At 32.1% G+C, this 21,716-nt stretch carries 20 protein-coding genes and 1 riboswitch; of the genes, 18 read left to right on the forward strand and 2 right to left on the reverse strand.

The window, feature by feature from the left end; genetic code table 11:
• Positions 1 to 42 precede the first annotated feature (42 nt).
• Both DP68_RS12010 and DP68_RS12015 read right to left on the reverse strand, forming a co-directional pair.
• A complete protein-coding gene (locus tag DP68_RS12010) occupies positions 43 to 1,008 on the reverse strand; it encodes a polyprenyl synthetase family protein (protein ID WP_035309823.1) in 966 nt (321 codons plus the stop codon).
• 109 nt (positions 1,009 to 1,117) lie between these two features.
• Positions 1,118 to 2,983: an FAD-dependent oxidoreductase gene (locus DP68_RS12015; protein WP_035309825.1), complete on the reverse strand. Its 1,866-nt coding sequence runs from the start codon at positions 2,981 to 2,983 to the stop codon at positions 1,118 to 1,120.
• Positions 2,984 to 3,316: 333 nt separating this feature from the next.
• Here DP68_RS12015 and DP68_RS12020 point away from each other — a divergent pair, with 333 nt between their 5' ends.
• From DP68_RS12020 to cbiD, 18 genes are all read left to right on the forward strand, one after another.
• Positions 3,317 to 4,192 carry an FMN-binding protein gene (locus DP68_RS12020; RefSeq protein ID WP_035309826.1) on the forward strand — a complete coding sequence of 292 codons (876 nt, stop codon included), beginning with the start codon at positions 3,317 to 3,319 and terminating at the stop codon, positions 4,190 to 4,192.
• 89 nt (positions 4,193 to 4,281) lie between these two features.
• Complete coding sequence (locus DP68_RS12025; RefSeq protein WP_035309827.1) at positions 4,282 to 5,325, forward strand: FAD:protein FMN transferase; 1,044 nt, start codon at positions 4,282 to 4,284, stop codon at positions 5,323 to 5,325.
• Between the two features lie 16 nt (positions 5,326 to 5,341).
• Positions 5,342 to 6,295, forward strand: coding sequence for a 1,4-dihydroxy-2-naphthoate polyprenyltransferase (menA, locus tag DP68_RS12030; RefSeq protein WP_035309829.1), 954 nt, complete (start codon positions 5,342 to 5,344; stop codon positions 6,293 to 6,295).
• A gap of 50 nt (positions 6,296 to 6,345) precedes the next feature.
• Positions 6,346 to 6,529, forward strand: a riboswitch (cobalamin riboswitch).
• Positions 6,530 to 6,784: 255 nt separating this feature from the next.
• On the forward strand, positions 6,785 to 8,257 hold the full coding sequence (locus DP68_RS12035) for a cobyric acid synthase (protein ID WP_035309831.1): 1,473 nt from the start codon (positions 6,785 to 6,787) through the stop codon (positions 8,255 to 8,257).
• Between the two features lie 10 nt (positions 8,258 to 8,267).
• The gene (gene cbiB, locus DP68_RS12040; protein WP_035309835.1) at positions 8,268 to 9,218 is read left to right on the forward strand and encodes an adenosylcobinamide-phosphate synthase CbiB; all 951 of its coding nucleotides are present in this window, start codon (positions 8,268 to 8,270) and stop codon (positions 9,216 to 9,218) included.
• Positions 9,218 to 10,327, forward strand: a complete 1,110-nt coding sequence (locus DP68_RS12045) for a histidinol-phosphate transaminase (protein ID WP_035309837.1) — start codon at positions 9,218 to 9,220, stop codon at positions 10,325 to 10,327. Before cbiB ends, DP68_RS12045 begins: the two co-directional genes overlap by 1 nt.
• A 31-nt stretch (positions 10,328 to 10,358) precedes the next feature.
• Positions 10,359 to 11,066 (forward strand): energy-coupling factor ABC transporter permease, encoded by a 708-nt coding sequence (locus tag DP68_RS12050; RefSeq protein ID WP_035310020.1) that lies wholly within the window; start codon positions 10,359 to 10,361, stop codon positions 11,064 to 11,066.
• Positions 11,066 to 11,365 (forward strand): energy-coupling factor ABC transporter substrate-binding protein, encoded by a 300-nt coding sequence (locus tag DP68_RS12055; RefSeq protein WP_035309839.1) that lies wholly within the window; start codon positions 11,066 to 11,068, stop codon positions 11,363 to 11,365. The genes DP68_RS12050 and DP68_RS12055 overlap by 1 nt, the downstream gene beginning before the upstream one ends.
• Positions 11,328 to 12,029, forward strand: coding sequence for a cobalt ECF transporter T component CbiQ (gene cbiQ, locus DP68_RS12060; protein ID WP_291548910.1), 702 nt, complete (start codon positions 11,328 to 11,330; stop codon positions 12,027 to 12,029). The genes DP68_RS12055 and cbiQ overlap by 38 nt, the downstream gene beginning before the upstream one ends.
• Positions 12,030 to 12,050: 21 nt before the next feature.
• A complete protein-coding gene (gene hemA, locus DP68_RS12065; RefSeq protein WP_035309843.1) occupies positions 12,051 to 13,247 on the forward strand; it encodes a glutamyl-tRNA reductase in 1,197 nt (398 codons plus the stop codon).
• Positions 13,205 to 13,873 carry an NAD(P)-dependent oxidoreductase gene (locus tag DP68_RS12070; RefSeq protein WP_052085777.1) on the forward strand — a complete coding sequence of 223 codons (669 nt, stop codon included), beginning with the start codon at positions 13,205 to 13,207 and terminating at the stop codon, positions 13,871 to 13,873. The genes hemA and DP68_RS12070 overlap by 43 nt, the downstream gene beginning before the upstream one ends.
• Positions 13,851 to 14,720 (forward strand): hydroxymethylbilane synthase, encoded by an 870-nt coding sequence (hemC, locus tag DP68_RS12075; RefSeq protein ID WP_035309844.1) that lies wholly within the window; start codon positions 13,851 to 13,853, stop codon positions 14,718 to 14,720. The genes DP68_RS12070 and hemC overlap by 23 nt, the downstream gene beginning before the upstream one ends.
• A gap of 15 nt (positions 14,721 to 14,735) precedes the next feature.
• The gene (gene cobA / locus DP68_RS12080; RefSeq protein ID WP_035309846.1) at positions 14,736 to 16,196 is read left to right on the forward strand and encodes a uroporphyrinogen-III C-methyltransferase; all 1,461 of its coding nucleotides are present in this window, start codon (positions 14,736 to 14,738) and stop codon (positions 16,194 to 16,196) included.
• Positions 16,197 to 16,258: 62 nt separating this feature from the next.
• A complete protein-coding gene (hemB, locus tag DP68_RS12085) occupies positions 16,259 to 17,227 on the forward strand; it encodes a porphobilinogen synthase (RefSeq protein WP_035309848.1) in 969 nt (322 codons plus the stop codon).
• A 104-nt stretch (positions 17,228 to 17,331) separates the two neighbouring features.
• Entirely contained in the window at positions 17,332 to 18,600 is a 1,269-nt protein-coding gene (hemL, locus tag DP68_RS12090; protein WP_035309850.1) for a glutamate-1-semialdehyde 2,1-aminomutase, read from the forward strand.
• A gap of 12 nt (positions 18,601 to 18,612) precedes the next feature.
• Positions 18,613 to 19,932, forward strand: coding sequence for a cobyrinate a,c-diamide synthase (locus DP68_RS12095; protein WP_035309852.1), 1,320 nt, complete (start codon positions 18,613 to 18,615; stop codon positions 19,930 to 19,932).
• Positions 19,933 to 19,950: 18 nt separating this feature from the next.
• On the forward strand, positions 19,951 to 20,574 hold the full coding sequence (locus DP68_RS12100; RefSeq protein WP_035309853.1) for a precorrin-8X methylmutase: 624 nt from the start codon (positions 19,951 to 19,953) through the stop codon (positions 20,572 to 20,574).
• 16 nt (positions 20,575 to 20,590) lie between these two features.
• Positions 20,591 to 21,685 carry a cobalt-precorrin-5B (C(1))-methyltransferase CbiD gene (gene cbiD / locus DP68_RS12105; RefSeq protein WP_035309854.1) on the forward strand — a complete coding sequence of 365 codons (1,095 nt, stop codon included), beginning with the start codon at positions 20,591 to 20,593 and terminating at the stop codon, positions 21,683 to 21,685.
• Positions 21,686 to 21,716 lie beyond the last annotated feature (31 nt).

Consider the following 21,716-nt stretch of genomic DNA (forward strand, 5'->3'; position numbering starts at 1 on the left):
ACAATATCCAATAAGGATATTGTCCCTTTAGTTTAGGGCTTATTAATATTTTCTTGTAAGAAGTTTTTCTGCAAGTTCTTTTAAAACTATCTTATAAGGATTTTCTGGAAGGCTATTTATTAATTTAAAGGCCTTTTTTGTATATTTATCAGCAAGTTCTATTGATTTATTTACACCATTATATTTATTTACTAACATAAATATATCTCTTATATCTTGATCTGAAAAGAAGTCTTTTTTAAAATAGGGATTAAAGTCTTTTTTATTATTTAATGCAGCATAAATAAGAGGTAATGTAAATATTCCTTGTTTTATATCATTTGCTGCAGATTTTTTTATTGATTCATCTGTTCCGATATAGTCTAAAGTGTCATCTATAATTTGGAAGGCCATTCCAATATTATGTCCTATCTTCCAGAACTTCCTAGAAAGGGCGTCGCTGCAACCACTTTCAGCAGCTCCAATATATAATGATAGTGAAAATAGCTCAGCAGTTTTACCAGAAACTCTGCTTAAGTAGCTTTTTACGGAAAGCTCAGTGTCAAATCTTGAACTCAATTGATCTATTTCGCCTAAGCAAATTCTTGACATAGAATTGCTATCTATTTTTATATTTTTAAGAGATGACATTGATGCTAAAATCTTAAAGCAAATACAAAATAAAAAGTCACCGATATAAACTGCATAATCTGTACCATACTTTGATTGAATTGTTGGTTGACCTCGTCTAATTTTAGAATCATCTACAATATCATCATGAACCAAAGTAGCCATGTGCATCATTTCCATTACAGCAGCTAAGGATGTAGCTTTGTTAGAATCATAGTTACCAAAATGTGAAGAAATAAGCACAAATGCCGGACGCAGCATTTTTCCACCAGAGTGAATTAAATCTTTTATGGAAGTTTCTATCTTTTTATTTTTGCATTTAGTGTTTTTCTCCATAATTGAGATTACAGAAGCCAATTCAGTTTTTATATCTTCATATTGATTCCAGATTTTATCCATATAATCAGTCCTCTACATTAAATATCAACTTATAAATAGTTAGAAGGTAGAGTGAAACTCACTCTACCTATTGTTAGCTTTAGTTATTTATTTTATATATTATTTTATATTATTTTTGTTTATAAACAGGTACTCTTTTTCCAAGCCACCAGTTACCGACTACTTTGTTTATCCATGGAATTACCCAGTAATCTAAGCCGAAGGTTCTACCAGCTCCACCCATTAGTGCAATAGCACCAAAGAAGTACCAAAGTATATCCCACCCAGCCATTGCTGAGAGGATAAAATTAACAACCATGAATGCTGACGCAGCACTTGCTAAGAATGTAAATAATCCAGCAAGTAAGGCAAGTCCAACACCTACTTCAATAAGAACAACCATTCTTTGAAACCAAACAGCCATTTCAGGATTTGGTATCATAACCTTCATAACTGCAGCATAAAAACTTGGCATACTGCTTAATATTGGCGTTGGCATAGCCGCCGCACCACCTTCGGCAGTTGCTGAAGCTCCAGAATTAGCTGCTGTGTATAACCATTCAAAAGGCATTTTTATATTTCCTGACATAATCCAGCTGTCCGTATTTGGGCCATACATTAATGATTTAAATCCTTCTTTTGCCCAAGTATCTTCACCGATGAACTTCTTTAAGCCCTCAAGTAACCAAATGCAACCCATGAACAATCTTAGTGGAACAAGCCATAATCTATTTGCCTTTGAGGAAAGATGTCCTCTCATTATACTTCGCTTATCTTCCATGGAGAAGAATTCATGAACTAAATAATGATAGCAAGCATTAATATTATTTACTCCCCATAGATAATGAAGGTTAACTAAATGTTTCATTACCATTGCAAAGAATCCAGCTAATTTCATACCTGAAAGGTTAGCAACGCAATATCTTCCACCAATTGAAACCATAAAACCATGATATTTTCCATCGTATTTAGTCATTTCTTTCTTTTCTATTGATGCTACTATATTATTAACTACTGTACCACCAGTTTGAAGTGCTGCTTCAACTATTTGAGGATTTACACCGCAGGAACCCCCTTCGTTATAAGCAATATCTCCAACTACAAATACATTTTCTTTGTTGACTGCTTGCAAATATTCATTGGAAACCAGTCTGCCAGCACGGCCGCTTTCTAAGCCATATTCTTTTGATTCTTGATTTGCTTGTATACCACAAGTCCAAATAAGAGTTTGAGTTGGAATTTCTCTTCCATCTTTTAGCTTTATACTATTTGAACCTACTTCAACTATTGGAGAGTTCTTTAAGAGCTCAATTCCATGTTTAGCCATATACTTTTCAGCTTTATCTGCTTGCTGTCTATCAAGCATGTTTAAGATAGTAGACATCGCTTCTACAACTAATAGCTTGACTTCTCTTTCATCAACATTATGCTCTTTAGCTAGTTTAGTCTTCCATTCAAGAAGTTCTCCAGCCATTTCAATTCCAGTAAATCCAGAACCAGCTACTACAAAAGTAAGCATTTCATGCCTTTTCTTTTCGTTTCTTTCCTTTGAAGCTTTTTCAAACATTGATTGAATGTGACTTCTTATTTTTATTGCATCTTCAAATGACCAAAGCGTAAATCCATTTTCCTTTACTCCTGGCACTCCAAAGAATGCAGGTTCTGAACCAGTACCTATTACAAGATAATCATATTCATATTTGCTATAAGTAGTAGTTACAACCTTTTGATCAGTATTTACATTTTCTATATAATCTGTAACTACATTAACCTTTGTCCTACTAAAAATCTTGCTAAGTTCAATTTGAACTGATTCAGGATGAACTCTTCCTCCTGCAACTTCATGAAGTTCTGTCATTAAAGTATGAAAAGGATTTTTATCAATTAATGTTATTTCTACAGAATTATCTTTTTTATACTTTTTTGCCAGTTTTTTTGCTACATGTACACCACTATACCCAGCACCTAAAATCAGTATTTTTGTATTGGTCGACATTTAATCACCTCTTTAATATATTCATAATTAATTACCCTTATAAATAAATTTTATATCTAAATTAAGAATATGTCCACATTCTTAACTATATATATATGATACAATAATATATTATGTAATATCAAGAGTAAATATATGTTCATATGTGAATTTGTGGATGCGTAAATTTGTTTTGATAGTAAATATAAATAGAAATAGTTATAATATTGAAAAATATACTAGCAAAAACTTATATATTTGTGTATAATTTCATTGTAAAGGTTTTAATGGTAGGTTTGTTATTTAACAAACTTCATGAAGTTATTAGCTTAATTATTAAGGGGGAAGAATTGAATGAAGAGAAGATGGTTGTCAGGAGTACTTGCTTTAAGTATCGTATGTACAAGTTTATTTGTGGGATGTCAGAAGAGGGAGGAAACAAAACCTGCTTCATCAAATGAAACAACTCAAGCGGCTTTAAAGGATGGAAAATATAAGGCAGAAGCTTCAGATTTTGATGAAAGAGGATGGAAGCCATTTGTTGAAGTGGAAGTAAAGGGTGGAAAAATTGCTGTAGCTAAATTTGACTATGCTAATAAAGATGGAAAATTAAAGAGTGAAGATGCAGAATATAATAAGAACATGGAAGCTAAGGTTAAGACAGGTCCAGCTAAATACACTAAAGAATTAGCTGCTGCATTAATTGAAAAGCAAGATCCTGCTAAAGTTGATACTATAGCTGGTGCAACTCATTCCGTAGAAAACTTTAAGAAACTTTCCACAGGATTACTTGAAAACGCTAAAAAGGGTGATACTTCAGTATTAAAGGTTACTTTTGAAACTGAAGAAAAAGCAGTGGCTTTAAAGGATGGAAAGTATAAGGCAGAAGCTTCAGATTTTGATGATAAGGGATGGAAACCATTCGTTGAAATAGAAGTAAAAGACGGAAAGATTTCTGTAGCAAAATTTGACTATACTAATAAAGAAGGAAAGTTAAAGAGCGAAGATGCAGAATATAACAAGAATATGGAAGCAAAGGTTAAAATAGGTCCAGCTAAATATACTAAAGATTTAGCTGCTGCATTAGTTGAAAAACAAGATCCTGCTAAAGTTGATACTGTAGCTGGTGCAACTCACTCCGTAGAAAATTTTAAGAAGCTTTCTACAGAATTACTTGAAAATGCAAAAAAAGGTGATACAGCAGTATTAAAAGTTAATTTTGCTAAATAATAAAATGTATGAAATAATTATATATAAAGACCTTAGGTTAAAAACCTAGGGTCTTTTATTTAGAGAATATATAAGGAGGATATTATAAAATGTTTAATATAAAAAAGTTATATTTGACATTAATATCAATTATAGTTACTATAACTACCGTGGCGTGCAGTAGAGAAGGCTCCACTAAATACAGTTCACCCATAAGTAAAACTGATTTTTTTATGGGTACAGTAGTAAAAATTTCATTATACGATAAAAAAGATGAAAGTATAATTACTAAGGCATTTGACAGAATAAAAGAAATTGAGAATGAGGTAAGTATAAATAAACAAGGTACAGAACTTCAGAGGTTAAATAGTTTTGCTGGGAAATCTCCTTTAAAAGTCAAGGATGATACATATATAATAATAAAAAAGGGATTGGAATACTCCAAGTTATCACAGGGAAGCTTTGACATAACTATAGGGCCAATTGTAAAGCTTTGGAGTATTGGACTTCCAGAAGCCAAGGTGCCAACTGAATTAGAAATAAGTGATAAATTAAAACTTGTAGGGTATAAAGATGTTAAAATAAATGAAGATAAGTCTATCTTTTTAAAAAATCCAGGAATGAATATCGATTTAGGTGGCATTGCAAAGGGATATACTGCAGACGAAGTTGTAGATATACTTAAACAAAATGGAGTAAAGAGCGCGATTATAGATTTAGGGGGAAATGTATTTGCATTGGGCAGTAAGATTGACGGACAGCCATGGAAAATAGGTATTCAAAATCCATTTGAAGTAAGAGGGAAAATTATTGGTACCATTGATGTTAAAAATAAATCTATTGTCACATCGGGTATATACGAAAGATTTATAGAAAGAGATGGGAAAAGGTATCATCATATTTTAAGCCCATTTAATGGATATCCATATAATAATGAAATTGCAGGAGTAACTATAGTAAGCGATAAATCAATAGATGGAGATGCACTTTCTACCACAGTATTTTCAAAGGGGCTAAATGGTGGAATGAAGTTTGTTAATGAGACTAAAGGAATAGAAGCTATTTTTGTAACTAAAAACAAAGAAGTATATATAACTAATGGATTAAAGAATAATTTTAAACTTATAAATGAGGAGTTTAAGATGATGAACTAGCTAGGGGGAATGAAGAGTGACATTAAAAGGTTTCTTAGGATTTGTAGAGATTCAAACAAAGGCTGCAAGTGTAATACCATTTACATTAGGTACAATTTATTCTATATATAAATATGATAGTTTTAATTTGAAAAATTTTATAATTATGTTTATGTCATTAATAACCTTTGATATGGCTACCACTGCCATTAATAATTACTGTGACTATAAAAAAGCACATACAAATGAGGAATATGATTATAAAGCAAAAAATGCAATTGAAAAATACAATATAAAACAATCTACAGCAGTATCCATAATATTTACTTTATTAATAATTGCAACTGCAGCTGGAATAACATTAACCCTTAACACAAATGTTATTGTTTTACTTATAGGTATTGTTTCCTTTATAGCGGGCATTTTATATACATTTGGGCCTATTCCAATTTCCGGAATGCCTTTAGGAGAAGTTTTTTCAGGAATATTTATGGGATTTATAATTACATTTTTATCTATATATATTCATATATATAATGAGAATATTGTAACGATAATGTATCAAAATAGTATATTAAACATTAACATAAATATATTTGAAGTGGTTTATATATTTTTAGTTTGTATACCATCTATAAATGGAATTGCAAACATAATGCTTGCTAATAATATTTGTGATGTTGAAGAAGATATCATGAACAAAAGATTTACACTTCCATATTATATAGGGAAAAAATCTGCATTGAAATTATTCAAAGTTTTATATTATATCAGCTATTTAGATATAATAATATTAGTAATATTAAGTATTTTGCCAGTAACTTCTTTATTGACACTCTTTACTTTAATTCCAATAAATAAAAATATAAAATTATTTTATAACCAGCCAGTGAAAAGCAAGACATTTGTTTTAGCAGTTAAAAATTTTGTATTAATAAACTTAACTTATATTGCTTCAATATTAATAATGACTGTAGTTAATTATTTATAGCTTTATTATCTTGACATATAGTATATATAGTAGTAAGATTATATCGTCAATTGAATATTATGTATTCAGGTGCCTATTTAAAATTAGGTGAAAAGGGAATGCGGTTAAATTCCGCGGCAGCCCCCGCTACTGTAAGTGATGACGAGCCTTTCATATCCACTCTTTAATAAAGGGGAAGGGAAGGGTAAGAGTGATTCATAAGCCAGGAAACCTGCCTGTGTACTTTTAAGAGCTTTCGGCGGGAAAGATCACAAATATGTTTGATAAAATCCGGCTTTGCCCGGTTTTTTTATTTGTTGATAACAGCAGGCGAAAGTCTGCTGTTTTTCTTATTTATAAAACTCCTAGAAATTTAAAATAAATCTCCTATCAAACTATCAATGGTTAGCTTTGTCCATAAAACTAACCATTGATAATTAAAAATTAATGAAAATTAAATTAATAAATGAATTTAAAATAGATAATAGATAACTGAAGGGAAGTGTCTTTATGCCAAAGATAATGTTACAGGGGACAGGCTCCACTGTTGGAAAAAGTATACTAGTAACAGCATTATGCAGAATATTTAAACAAGATGGATATAGTGTATGTCCATACAAATCACAAAATATGGCGTTAAATTCATATATAACTCATGATGGTAAGGAAATGGGAAGAGCTCAGGTACTTCAGGCGTATGCAGCAGGATTGGAACCAGAAGTGTACATGAATCCTATACTTTTAAAACCATCTAGTGATAAAAAGTGTCAAATCGTATTCAATGGTAAGGTATATGGAAACAGCACTGCTATGGAATACCATAATATGAAACTTCAATTTGCAGAAAAGTTAAAGGAACAATTTGAAGAAATAGAAAAGAAATTTGAGATAATAGTAATTGAAGGCGCAGGAAGCCCAGCTGAAATAAATTTAAGAGAAAGAGACATAGTAAACATGGGTCTTGCAGAAATGGTAGATGCACCAGTGCTTCTGGTAGGCGATATAGATAAGGGTGGTGTATTTGCATCACTGGCAGGAACACTTCTTTTACTAAGTGATGATGAGAAGAATAGAGTGAAGGGAACAATAATAAATAAGTTCCGCGGAGATATAGATATATTAAAACCAGGAATTACAATGCTTGAAGATATAATACATAGACCTTGCATCGGAACTGTGCCATACTTTACATTAGATTTAGAGGATGAAGATGGCGCAACAACATTTAATAAGGAAAAAACTAATGACATAGATATAGCAATTATAAAACTTCCTCATATTTCAAACTTTACAGATTTTGATGCGTTAAAGCTTGAGGAAGATGTTTCAGTAAGATACATAACTTCAAAAGAAGAGTTTGGAAATCCAGACCTCTTAATAATTCCAGGAACAAAAAACACCATAGAAGATTTACTTAAATTAAGAGAAACTGGTCTTGAAGAAATTATAAAAAACTATTCTAAACAAGGAATGCTTATGGGTATTTGTGGAGGATATCAAATGCTTGGGAATATATTGGAAGATCCTTATGGAGTAGAATCTAATTGTGAAGAAACAAAGGGTATGGGACTTTTAGATGTAGACACAGTGTTTGAAAAGGAAAAGGTTACTACAAGAGTTAAGGCTAAAGGACATGAATGTGACATATATGGTTATGAAATTCACATGGGTATTTGTACTTATGGGGAAAATGCAAAACCAATGTTTAGTATATATGATTGCAATGGAGAAGCTCAAGAAAGATTAGATGGAGCAGTAAATAAAGAAAAAAATATATTTGGGACTTATATACATGGTGTATTCGATGGAGTTGAGTTTAGAGAAAAGCTTATAAATAAATTAAGAGCTAAAAAAGGAATAGAACTTAAAAAATCTAAGGACTATGAGAATATAAGAGAAAAGAACTTAGATATGCTGGCAGACATAGTAAGAAGAAGTCTTGACATGGATAAGATATATGAAATAATGGGACTTAAAAAATAGGAGTTTTTAAATGATACATTTAATAGATTTAACTTTGGCAGTAATAATTGATTGGATAATAGGAGACCCATATTGGTTTCCTCATCCGGTCATATACATAGGAAAGCTTATAAGGGCTTTAGAGAGCAAAGGAAGAAAAATATGCAAAACCAATAAAGCATTGAAGACATTTGGAGGAATTATCGTTTTAATTGTAGCTTGTATCAGTTTTATAATTCCATTTTTGATACTTTACATAGTTAGAGATAATTTTTGGGTTTATCACATTTTAAATATATTTATATTATGGACTACGATTGCTTGTAAATCCTTAGGTAATGAGGCGAAAAAGGTATATGATTCATTGAAGATGGGCGATATAAAGGATGCTAGACTAAAACTTTCCTACATAGTTGGCAGAGATACAAATGAGCTAAGTGAAGAAGAAATAATCAGAGCAGATGTGGAGACCGTAGCTGAAAATGCCTCTGATGGAATAATTGCTCCTCTTTTTTATGCAATGATAGGGGGAGCGCCATTAGCCATGATGTATAAGGGAATAAACACTATGGATTCAATGCTTGGATATATGAATGAAAGGTTTTTGCATATAGGATTTTTTCCAGCTAAGGTGGATGATTTATTTAATTTAATACCTGCAAGGATCTCAGGAATTTTAATGTGTCTTGCAGCTCCAATTGTTAATGGAAATATAATAAATAGCTTTAAAATAATGATTCGAGATAGAAAAAATCATAAAAGCCCAAATTGTGCCTATCCTGAAGCAGCTACAGCAGGAGCTTTAAGAATACAAATTGGGGGAATTAATAGGTATTTTGGAGAGATAGTATATAAGCCTACTATTGGAGATAAGATAGATGAGTTAAGTTATACTCATATATTTGGAAGCATAAAGCTTATGTATGCATCAGAAATTTTAATTATTATATTATATGCATTTATAATGCTTAATTTGAGGTGATGGAATTGCAACATGGTGGAGATATATATACAGAGGGACTTCTTAAAGGAAGAGAGCTTATAGATTTTAGCTCTAATATAAATCCTTTAGGAATACCAGAAAGTTTTATAACCCGTATTGATGAAGCGGCAAAAAATTTAAATAGATATCCAGATGCTAAATATAGAGAGCTTAGATATAACTTAAAGGAATATATAAATAAAAGTCCTATTCTCTTTAATGATAAAAAAGAGCAGGATTTTGTAAAAGAAGAGTACATAGTAGTTGGAAATGGAGCAGCGGAAGTAATTGACTTAGTAATAAGCCAATTTAAGAGCATTTTAATTATGGCTCCATCCTTTGGGGAATACGAAGAAGATGCCCTAAAATGGGGACTTAATATAAGATATTCTAAGCTTACAGAAGATATGGAATACAATTATGAAGATATAATGATAAAACTTTCTAGTGTAGATGCTTTAATAATAGGTAATCCGAATAATCCTAACGGTTCCATAATAAATAGAGAAAAGTTTAAAGCTATACTTGAGTTTTGCGAGGAAAATAATAAAAAGGTAGTAGTAGATGAAGCTTTTATAGAATTTGTAGGAGATATAAATCAAAGCTTTGTAGATGAAATTAAAAATTATAAATGTCTATTTATAGTAAGAGCTTTAACTAAGTTTTATGCAATGCCGGGAATAAGATTTGGTTTTGGATTATGCAGTGATATGGAATTTATAGAAAAAATAAAAGGAAGACAAAACCCATGGAATATAAATTCCTTTGCAGAAGTAGCTGCAAAGTATGTACTTAAGGATAAAGAGTATATACAAATGTCCCTAAATTGGATAAGAGAAGAAAGAGATTACTTGACTAACGAACTAAATGCTATTACTTTTATACAAAAGGTTTATAAAACTCATGGTAATTTTATATTATGTAAGCTAAAAGGTTTAAGTTGCCATAGGTTCTATGACGTGTGCCTACAAAAGGATATAGTTATAAGAAAATGTGATAATTATAAGGGACTTGGGAAGGAATATGTAAGATTTGCAATAAAAGATAGAAGTACCAATTATATTCTCATAGAAGCTATTAAAAATTTAAATATAGATGAGGTGTGTTAAAATGAAATTTCTCAAAAATAACTTTAAAACTATGCTATTTTTAGCGCTTGGCATAATAGTTACAATTGCTCCAAATGCATATGCTATGCACATAGCAGAAGGATTTTTGCCTCCAGCTTGGGCAGGGATTTATTTCGTACTTTCAATACCTTTTATAGTTATTGGACTTAAACACATAAGAAAGCAAACTGAAAAGAATGGAGATTTAAAAATGCTTTTAGGGCTTGTTGCAGCCTATGCCTTTATACTTTCAGCTATGAAAATTCCATCCGTTACAGGAAGCTGCTCTCATCCAACAGGAACAGGTCTTTCAGCTATAATATTTGGACCATTTATATCATCAGTGGTAGGACTTGTAGTACTTGTTTTTCAAGCACTTTTCCTAGCCCATGGAGGGATTACTACTTTAGGCGCTAATACATTTTCAATGGGAATTGTGGGACCGATAGTTGCTTATCTTTTATATACTGTATTAAAAAATAAAAATAAGAAAGTAGCAGTTTTTACGGCAGCATGCTTTGGAGATTTAGCCACTTATTTAGCAACTTCCGTACAGCTTGCATTAGCATTTCCATCTCAAACAGAAGGATTAATGCACTCATTTATAAAATTTGTATCTATATTTTCCATAACTCAAATACCTTTAGCTATAATAGAGGGAATTATTACAGTTATATTATTTGAATTCATTTCTAAATATTCTTCTAAGGAATTAGAGATATTAGGAGGGGCAAGATAATGAAAAGAAGAACTTTAGGTTTAATTACATTATGTATTGCAATAATTGGATTATCTCTTCTTATTGGAACTGCTAGAGGAGGAGAATTTGGTGGAGCAGATGGACAAATAGAGGAAGTTATAAGTGAAGTGAATCCAAATTATACTCCATGGTTTGAAAGTGTATGGACACCACCTTCAGGAGAAATAGAGAGTCTTTTATTTGCAGCACAAGCATCCATAGGAGCGGGATTTATGGGATATTACATAGGAAAGAAGAAAAATGCTAAAGCTTATAATGGCTCTTGCCAGAAGGAGTAAGCTTGTATATATACATCCTTTAGAAAAGGCATGTCTTGCAATAATTCCTATAATAATAATGGGATTTGTTAAAAATCCCATTATTATAATTATAAATATTTTGATATTTATAACATTACATATAAAAACTAATAATAACTTGGAGATAGTAAGGAAGTTTTCAATAGAAATTGCCTTATTTTCTGCGTTTTCATCCATTACTTTTGTGCTTGATTATGGATGGGGGTTTGTATTGGTAATAATTTTGAGAAGTATTTCTGCAGGATTATGTCTTTCTTTTTTTTCATTAACTACTCCCATAGATCAGATATTTTATGTTTTATCTAAAAGAAAAAGCCTAAGGGATATATGTGATATAGCTAAGTCCATGGAAAGATTTCTTGTAGTAATAAATGAAGAGTACAGCATAATGTACAACTCCATGAAATCTAGGGGAGGATTTGACAGTTTTAGTTTAAAAATAAAGAGTACGGGAAAACTAGCAGCGCTTTTATTTGTAAATACAATGGAGAGATGGAAAAATATAAAAGAAGGAATATACAGCAGAGGGTATAGAGGATACATGCCTTATATTTCTAAGGAATTTCATTTTTCAATGCCGAGATTTATGTTTGTAATGATGTACGACTTAATTTTAATTACATTAGCATTTTATTTTAAATAATTTATGGAGATGGTAGCTTAAATGTTAGGAGTCATAGGTTTAAAGTCCAATGTGAAATTGGAGATAAGAGAAAAACTTTCTATAATACCAAAGCACTATGGAAGAGCCCTAGAGGGTTTAATGGAAGTCTGTGAAGAAGTGCTAATACTCAGCACCTGCAATAGAACAGAAATATATTATAACTCAACTAAAAGTTATGAAGAAGTAATTTTTAAGATATTTGAAAAGCTTAACTGGCATGAAGATTATTTTAAGTACATATTTCATTATGAAGAAGAAAATGCAATAAATCATATAATGCAGGTTGTATGTGGATTTGATTCTTTAATACTTGGAGAAGATCAAATACTTGCACAAGTTAAAGAATCATATAAAATTGCACTAGAACATAAAAGCATAAAAAAAGATCTTCAAAAGCTTTTTCAAATGGCAATCACTTGTGGGAAGGAATTTAGATGTAAAACTGAACTCTATAAAGTGCCTGTGTCGTCAGCATCTATTTCTGTAAGTCAAGCAAGAAGAGATGGAGCTAAAAGTTTTATGGTGCTTGGCTATGGCGAAGTAGGAAGTTTAGCATGTAAATACATTATGTCAGGCAGCTTCGAAAAGCTATATATTGCAGTAAGAAATACTTCAGTTGTAAATATAGATGATTCAAGGGTAAAGGTGATAAGTTTTAATGAGAGAGCAGATTACTATAAGTACGTAGATTCTATAATAAGCTGTACTTCTGCACCTCATACAGTGGTATATAGTTCAGAATTACCACTAAAGTCTCTTAGTATATATGATTTAGCAGTGCCAAGAGATGTGGATGAAGAAGTGAATTATATGGAAAATATTAAGCTTTATGATATAGATAAAATAAGTTTTATGAACGATGAGAATTGCAAAAGAAGAGAAGAGATAATGAAATCTAATATGGATATAATTCATAAATATAAACAGGAATTTTATGAGTGGAGAAGTATTAAAGAAGTTTCAGGAGACATTTTAAAGCTTAAATCTCAAGGTGAAAAAGTATATAAAAGTAGATTGGAAACTTTTATAAACAAAAAGGATACCAAAGACAGTGAAAAGTTAGCTGAAGTCCTTTTAAAAAGCACTTCAGATGCTTATATAAATAGAGCTATTGAGGTGTTAAAAGAAGAGAAGCTGAAAGGCAGGTATGAGGAATGCTTGAAGCTAATAGAGAGAATATTTTACCAGACGGAATAAATGATGTGTTTTTATCTATTGTTTCTTGTAAGATAAATGTTTTAATAGTAGGAGGAGGAAGAGCGGGATTTATAAAAGCTAAAACTCTTACTGAAAGAGGTTGCAATGTTACGGTAGTATCTCCAGAGCTTTCCTCTGATTTTAAAACCTTAAAAGAATATAACAATATTAAATTTATTAAAGATACATATAAAAGAGAATACATACGAGATAAACATTTAATAGTTATTGCAGTTCCAGAAGAATTTGCAATTGAAGTAAAGAAACATTGTGAAGAAGAGTTTAAATTGTACATAGCTTCTTATAGTTTTAGAGAGGGAATAGCAGTACTCCCTTATCAAAGAAGTACTAAAAGTATGAGTTTTGCTTTGAAATCCATGAAGGCTAGCCCTAAAACCACTAGATTCATTGGACAAAAGCTTGAAAAAACCTTAACGGAGTATGATGGTTTTATGGAATATTCCTGTAGGCTGCGAGAAAAATTAAAAAGATATGAAAATAGAGAAGAAATACTGAACTTTATATCAAGTGATGATTTTTATTTCTCTTATACTAAAAATAAACAAGATTTAATACTTAAAATGTTTTTTGGAGATGATTTTAATGAATATAATAGTAGCTACTAGAAAGAGTGCTTTGGCACAAACTCAAACAAATCTGGTTATAAATGAGATAGAACAGAAGCATAATGTAAAATGTGAAAAGCTTTTAATAGAAACTACCGGAGATAAAATACTTGATAGAACGTTAGATAAAATAGGTGGTAAAGGGCTTTTTATAAAAGAAATTGAAATGGCACTTTTAGAGGACAGAGCTCACATTGCGGTTCATAGTATGAAAGATATGCCATACGAGCTTCCTTTAGATTTTATAATAGGAGCAATTCCTGAAAGGGAAGATGTACGCGATGTTTTAGTATCAAGGGATAATATGAGGTTTAAAGACTTGCCTAAAGGAGCAAAGATAGGAACAAGCAGCCGTAGAAGAGCTTCAGAGCTTAAGCTTTTAAGGCCAGATTTGGAAATAGTTCCTATAAGAGGAAATGTTCAAACTAGAATAGATAAAATAGAAAAGTTAGGACTTCATGGAACTATACTTGCTGCAGCAGGGCTTAAAAGACTTCAAATGGAGCATGTAATAGCAGAATATTTCAATCCACAGGATTTAGTTCCAGCAGTAGGACAGGGAGCTCTAGGGATAGAAATAAAAAGTGGAAGCCCTTATATAAAATACATAGAAAACTTAGACGATAAGCATACAAGAATATGCGTAGAAGCAGAAAGAAGCTTTATGAGAGCTTTAAAGGGAGATTGTCATTCAACAATTGGTGCTTATGCACAAATTTCTGGAAGTGACATGAATATAGTTGGAATATTTGAAGTCAATGGTGAAGTTGTGAAAAAAGATATAACAGGAAACGTAGAGGATTATATAAATTTAGGTAATAAATTAGCTGAAAAAATAATGGAATAACTTAAGGAGGAAATTATGGCAAAGGTTTATCTTATAGGAGCAGGTCCAGGAGATGAGGAGCTTATAACTCTTAAGGCAATAAGAGTTTTGAAAAAATGTACAGCTGTAATGTACGATAGATTAGCAGGCCCAGGAATATTAAAATATTTAAATGAGGATTGTGAAATATATTATTGTGGTAAGGAACCGGGATGCCACTATAAAACTCAAGAAGAAATAAATGAAATGCTAGTAGGACTCGCTAAAAAGGGCCATGTAGTTGGAAGAATAAAAGGTGGAGATCCTTATGTATTTGGAAGAGGTGGAGAAGAAGCCTTAGCATTAATTGAAGAAGGCATAGAATTTGAAACTATTCCAGGCATAACTTCTGCTATATCTGTATTAAGTTATGCAGGTATCCCTGTAACTCATAGAGCTATTGCTCAAAGCTTTCATATATTTACGGGAATGACAGCTGAAAAGGCAAATATAAACTGGAGTGGGGCAGCAAAATCAAACGGTACTCTTATATTTTTAATGGGATTTAGAAACTTTGACATAATAAAGTCGAGGCTCATGGAAAATGGAGTTAGTGAAGATACCCCTGCAGCAATTGTTATGAGAGGTACTACTTCAAAGCAAAAGAAGGTTATAGGAACTTTAAAGGATGTAAAAGAAAAGGCAATAGAGTCTGGTATAACTTCTCCTTGTATTATAGTTGTGGGAGAAGTAGTGAAATTCCATGATGAGTTTAATTGGTATGAAAAGAAGCCTTTATTTGGACAAAATATATGCATAACTCGTTCTAAGGAGCAGTCACAGGAAATAAAAGAGAAGTTAATAGATTTGGGAGCTCAGGTTACTGAAATAAATACTATTAAAATAGTAAATACAAATTCTACTTTAGATACATATAAGGATAAAATAGAAGATTATGATTATATAGCACTAACAAGCGTAAATGGAGTAAATGTATTCTTTGATTATTTAATAAAAAATGAAATTGATTTAAGAAATATAAAAGCTAAGTTCTGCGCTATAGGACCTGCAACAGCTAGAGCGCTAAAAGCAAAAGGAATACTTCCTTTTATAGTAGCGGAAGAATTTGTAGCAGAAGACTTATTTGAGAAAATGAAAGAATATATAAAACCAAATGATAAAGTACTTCTTCCACGTTCTGCAAAGTCTAGAGCTTTCTTAAAAGAAGCCTTAACAGAAAAAGGCTGCAATGTAGATGAAGCACATACTTATGATATAGAAAAGGGTGCCTCACCAGAAGAGGGAGTTTTTGAGGAAGTGGATACGGTGCTTTTCACAAGTCCTACAACTGTGAGAAACTTAATTGATATGGTTGGAAAGGAGCAGGTATCTCAAAAGAGATGCATAGCTATAGGACCAATAACAGCAAAAGAATTAGATGAAAATGGAATAAATCACGAGGTTTGTGAAGAATATACTACTGAAGGAATGGTGAAGCACTTAAGTGCTAGCAATTAGATCTAAGGTACTAGGAGTTATTTAGTAACTAGTGATGATTAAAATGAAAGAAGGGTTTTGTTTTGTTTAGAAGACATAGAAGACTTAGAAAAAATGAATCCATAAGAAGTATGGTTAGAGAAACGGTTTTAATGCCAGAAGATTTTATATATCCATTATTTGTAGTTGAGGGAGACAATATAAAAAGAGAAATAAGTTCCCTTCCAGGAAATTATCATTATTCTCTAGATAGGTTACCAGAAGCTATAAAAGAAGTTGAAGAAGCTGGAGTAAGAGGAGTAATCCTATTTGGAATACCTGATCATAAAGATGAAATAGGATCAGGGGCTTTTAACAGTGAAGGAATAATTCAAAAGGCTGTAAGAAAAATAAAGGAAATATCTAAAGATATTTATGTTATAACAGATGTATGCATGTGTGAATACACAAGTCATGGACATTGTGGAATAATTCATGATCATGATGTGGATAATGATGAAACTTTAGAATACATAGGAAAAGTTGCATTATCTCATGTTGAAGCAGGTGCTGATATGGTAGCACCATCTGATATGATGGATGGAAGAATTCAAATTATTAGAGATGTATTAGATGATGCTGGATATAAGAATGTGCCAATAATGGCTTATAGTGCAAAGTACTCATCAGCTTTCTATGGTCCTTTTAGAGAAGCAGCAGGATCAGCACCAGAATTTGGTGATAGAAAGAGCTATCAAATGGATCCAGCAAATCTAAGAGAAGCAATGCTTGAAATAGAAGATGATATAAATGAAGGAGCAGACATAATAATGGTTAAACCAGCTCTTTCATATTTAGATGTTATAAGATGGGCAAGAGATAGATATGATCATCCAATAGCAGCGTATAGTGTAAGCGGCGAATATGCTATGGTGAAGGCAGGAGCAAAGCTTGGATATATAGACGAAAAGAAAATAGCATTAGAAATGCTAACTTCTATAAAAAGAGCTGGAGCAGACATGATTATAACTTACTACGCAGTAGAAGCAAGCCGTTGGATTAAGAATAGTTAGCCAGCATTCAGTAACCAGTGACTAAAGAATGTAGAAACTTTGCTATGTAAAGTTTCATCCAAGACTGGTAACTGGTTACTTAAAAGAAAGAGGTGTAACGTAGAGTGAGAAATCTTGAGATATTTAGAGAATCAGAAAAATACATGCCTGGTGGAGTTAATAGCCCTGTTAGAGCTTTTAAAAGTGTAGGTATGAATCCTCCAATACTTAAAAGTGGTCATGGTTCAAGAGTTGTAGACGAGGAAGGTAATGAATACATAGATTTTGTAGCTTCTTGGGGACCTATGATACTTGGACATAATGATGAAGATGTAATAAAGGCAATAGAAGGTATGCTTAAAAACGCAATAAGCTTTGGAGCGCCTACAGAAATTGAACTTAAACTTGCAAAGCATATGTGTGAAACCTTAGATAATATAGATATGATAAGAATGGTAAACTCAGGAACAGAAGCTACTATGAGTGCTATAAAGCTTGCTCGTGGATACACTAAAAGAGATAAAATAATAAAATTTGCAGGATGTTATCATGGACATTTTGATGGATTTTTAGTAGAAGCAGGTTCAGGAGTTTTAACAGAAGGGATACCAGGTTCCCCTGGGGTGCCAGAAGCAAGTGTGAAAAACACTTTAATTGCACAGTATAATGATTTAGAAAGTGTTAAAATGCTCTTTGAAAAAGAGGGAAATGAAATTGCAGCAATAATTGTAGAACCTGTAGCGGGTAATATGGGAGTAGTACCTGCAAAGCTAGAATTTTTAAAAGGTATGAGACAGCTTTGTGATCAGTATGGAAGCCTTTTAATATTTGATGAGGTAATGTCAGGATTTAGAGTAGCTTACAAGGGAGCTCAAAGCTTATATGGTGTAAAACCTGATTTAACTACATTTGCAAAGATAATGGGGGGTGGACTTCCAACTGGCGCTTATGGTGGTAGAAGAGAAATTATGAGTCAGCTTTCCCCTATGGGACCTGTTTATCAAGCAGGAACCATGTCAGGAAATCCAGTGGTTATGGCAGCTGGGTTTGCAGCGCTTACAAAGCTTTATAAAAACCCTAAGTATTATGAACATATTGAAGAAATAGGAACACTTCTTAAAAAAGGTGTAGAAGAAATTGCAAAGGAAAAAGGTCTTCCTGTAGTAGTAAATAGATGTGGTGGAATGATTACCTTATTCTTTACAAAGAAAGATAAAGTTGAGTCTTATGAAGATGTTAAAACCTGCGACACAGACCTTTTCACAAGATACTTTAAGCACATGCTTGAAAATGGAATATATCTTCCACCTTCACAATTTGAAGCTATGTTTATTGGAGTTAAACATAGCAGAGAAGATATAGAAAAATTCCTAGATGCTTTAAGAAAGTTTTAACGGGTGTCTAATATGAAAGCGATAATGATATCTTCAAATAGCAGCGGTGGTGGAAAGACCACCGCTACATTAGGACTTATGAGAGCATTTATGAAAAGGGGAAATGAAGTTCAAGGCTATAAAGTTGGTCCTGACTATATAGATCCTGCTTTTCATAGTCGCATAACAGGTAAAACCTCAAGAAATTTGGATTTGTATCTTATGGGTGAGGAAGGCATTAAAGCTTCCTTTAGCAGAGGAAAAGGAAATTTAGGAATAGTAGAAGGAGTTATGGGACTTTACGATGGTAAGGGAATAGACTCTAAATATTCCACTGCTCATGTGGCAAAAGTCTTAAACCTTCCTATAGTGCTTATAATTTCTCCAAAAGCACAAAGTGCTACTTTATGTGCAGAAATAAATGGACTTATAAATTTTGAAAATGCAAATATAAAAGGTGTTATATTAAATAATATTTCTGAAAGTTACTTTAAGCTTTTAAAGGCTGCTATAGAATACAACTGTAATATCAAGGTATTTGGATACATTCCAAAAGAAGAAAGCTTAAAGCTTGGAAGCAGACACTTAGGACTTATACAAAGTAGTGAAATAGATGATTTAGAAGAAAAGATTGAGTTATGTAGTGAGCTTATAGAAAGATATGTAAATCTCGATGAGCTTTTACAAGAATTTAGTGAAGTGGAAAGTTATGAAGATAAGTTTCATATAGAAAATAAAAACTTAAATATAGCTGTAGCGTATGATAAAGCATTTAGTTTTTATTATAAGGAAAACCTAGAGCTATTAGAAGAAGCAGGGCAAATAACTTATTTTAGTCCTCTAAAAGATAAGAAACTTCCTGAAAATGCAGATTTTGTTTACATAGGTGGAGGATACCCTGAAGTATTTATAGAGGAATTAAGTAAAAATAAGGAGCTGCTTGGAGATATTAAAAATAAGCTTCAAAATGGTATAAGATGCTATGCGGAATGTGGTGGGCTTATGTATCTTACAGAAGCAATAGAAACTAAAGAAAACAATTTAAATACCGTAGAATTTTTTAATGGAAAATCAGTTATGACAACAAAACTGCAAAACTTTGGCTATGCTGAAATAGCTATAGATAAAGAAAACAGTATTTTACCTAAAGGAACAAAAATAAACTGCCATGAATTTCATAAATCATATATAGATAGCAGTGAAGAAAAGATATATAAACTGACGAAAACTATGTATGATGGTACTGAAAAGAATTGGACATGCGGTTATATAAAAAATAATACACTAGGCGGTTATGCACATGTACATTTCTTTGGGAACTTAGAGTTTTTAGAATATCTGCTAAAAAATTAAAGGGTGGTGTTTTTATCAATGGATTACATAAAAAAACCAATGGACATTGAAGTAAAGAGTTTTGAAATAATTGGAGAGGAAATGGGACCTCACAATTTTGATGATAGAGAGCTTAAAATAATAAAAAGACTTATACATACTACAGCAGATTTTGAATTTAAGAACATTACATATATTAGAGAGGGAGCTATAGACGCAGCTCTTGATATTTTAAAAAAGGGAGTAACTATATATACTGATACCAATATGGCAAAGTCAGGTATAAATAAGGCTGCCTTAAAGAAGTTAAATTGTAAAGTTGAGTGCTTTGTAGATAGAGAAGATGTAGCAGAAGTTGCAAAGGAAAGAGGAATAACTCGTTCTATGGCAGCAGTTGAAAAAGCAGTGGAAGAAGGAGTAGAGTTCTTTGTATTTGGGAATGCTCCAACAGCTTTATTTAAATTAAAAGAGCTTACACTAGAAGGAAAAGCTAATCCAAAGTTTATAATAGGAAGTCCAGTTGGATTTGTAGGAGCTAGTGAATCCAAAGAAGAGATCGAAAAAATGGATACTCCTATGATAACTGTAAGAGGAAGAAAGGGAGGCAGTAATGTAGCTGCAGCCATTGTAAATGCTCTTATGTATATGATTGTAGAAAGATAAATTTTAGGTGATTAAAATGCTTGATATGTATGTAAATTGCGATGGAAAGAGACTGAGATGTGGATATACTACAGGTTCTTGTGCAGCAGCAGCGGCAAAAGCAGCTACATTATGTCTTTGTGAGAATAAGGATATTAATGAAATAAGTATAGATACTCCTAAGGGAATTAGGCTTACAATTCCAGTAGAAAAGCTCATAAGAGGAGAAAACTATGTGGAATGCTGCGTCATAAAGGATGGCGGAGATGATATTGATGCAACTCATGGAGCAGAAATATGGGCAAGAGCAGAGAAAAAGCCCTCTGGATATAGTTTAAAAGGTGGAAAAGGCGTAGGAGTAGTTATGGGAGAAGGCCTTTATGTAAAAAAAGGAGAACCTGCCATAAACCCTGTACCGCGACAAATGATAAATAAAGAAGTTACAGAAGTACTTCCAAAAGACTTAGGTGTGGAAATAACCATATTTGTGCCTAAGGGGGAAGAAATTGCAAAGAAGACTTTCAACCCTAGACTTAACATAATAGGAGGTATATCGATCCTAGGTACATCAGGGATTGTTATGCCTATGTCAGAAGATGCACTAATAGCATCAGTTGAGTTAGAAATAAATCAAAAGGTTGCAAAAGGAGCTAAGGAACTTATATTAGTATTTGGCAACATGGGAGAAACTAGAGGAAAGTCATTAGGACTTGATGAAAACAAGATGGTTGTAATTTCAAATTATGTAGGAAAAGCCTTAAATTCATGTATTGAGAATGAAGTATATGATATTACAATAATAGGCCATATAGGGAAGCTTTGTAAAATTGCAGCAGGATGCTTTAACACTCATAGCAGAGTATGTGATGTAAGAATGGAAGTAATAGCGTTAGAACTAGCTTTAATGGGATATCCTAAAGAAGTTGTTGAAAAGGTATATAATGAAAAGACTACAGAAGGAGCAATTAAATTAATAGAACAAACTCCTTCAATTACAAAGGAAGATGAATATAAGCTTTATAAGATTATAGCTGAAAAAGTAAAAAGCAGAATTGAAATATTTACCTATGGCAAGGTTAAGCCAAAAGTAGTTATGTACAGTATGGAAAAACAACTTAGTATCATAGATTAAAAAGATATATAAAACAGTAAAAGGAAGTGTT

Source organism: Clostridium sp. HMP27, assembly GCF_000765165.1.
GTDB lineage: Bacteria > Bacillota > Clostridia > Clostridiales > Clostridiaceae > Clostridium_AK.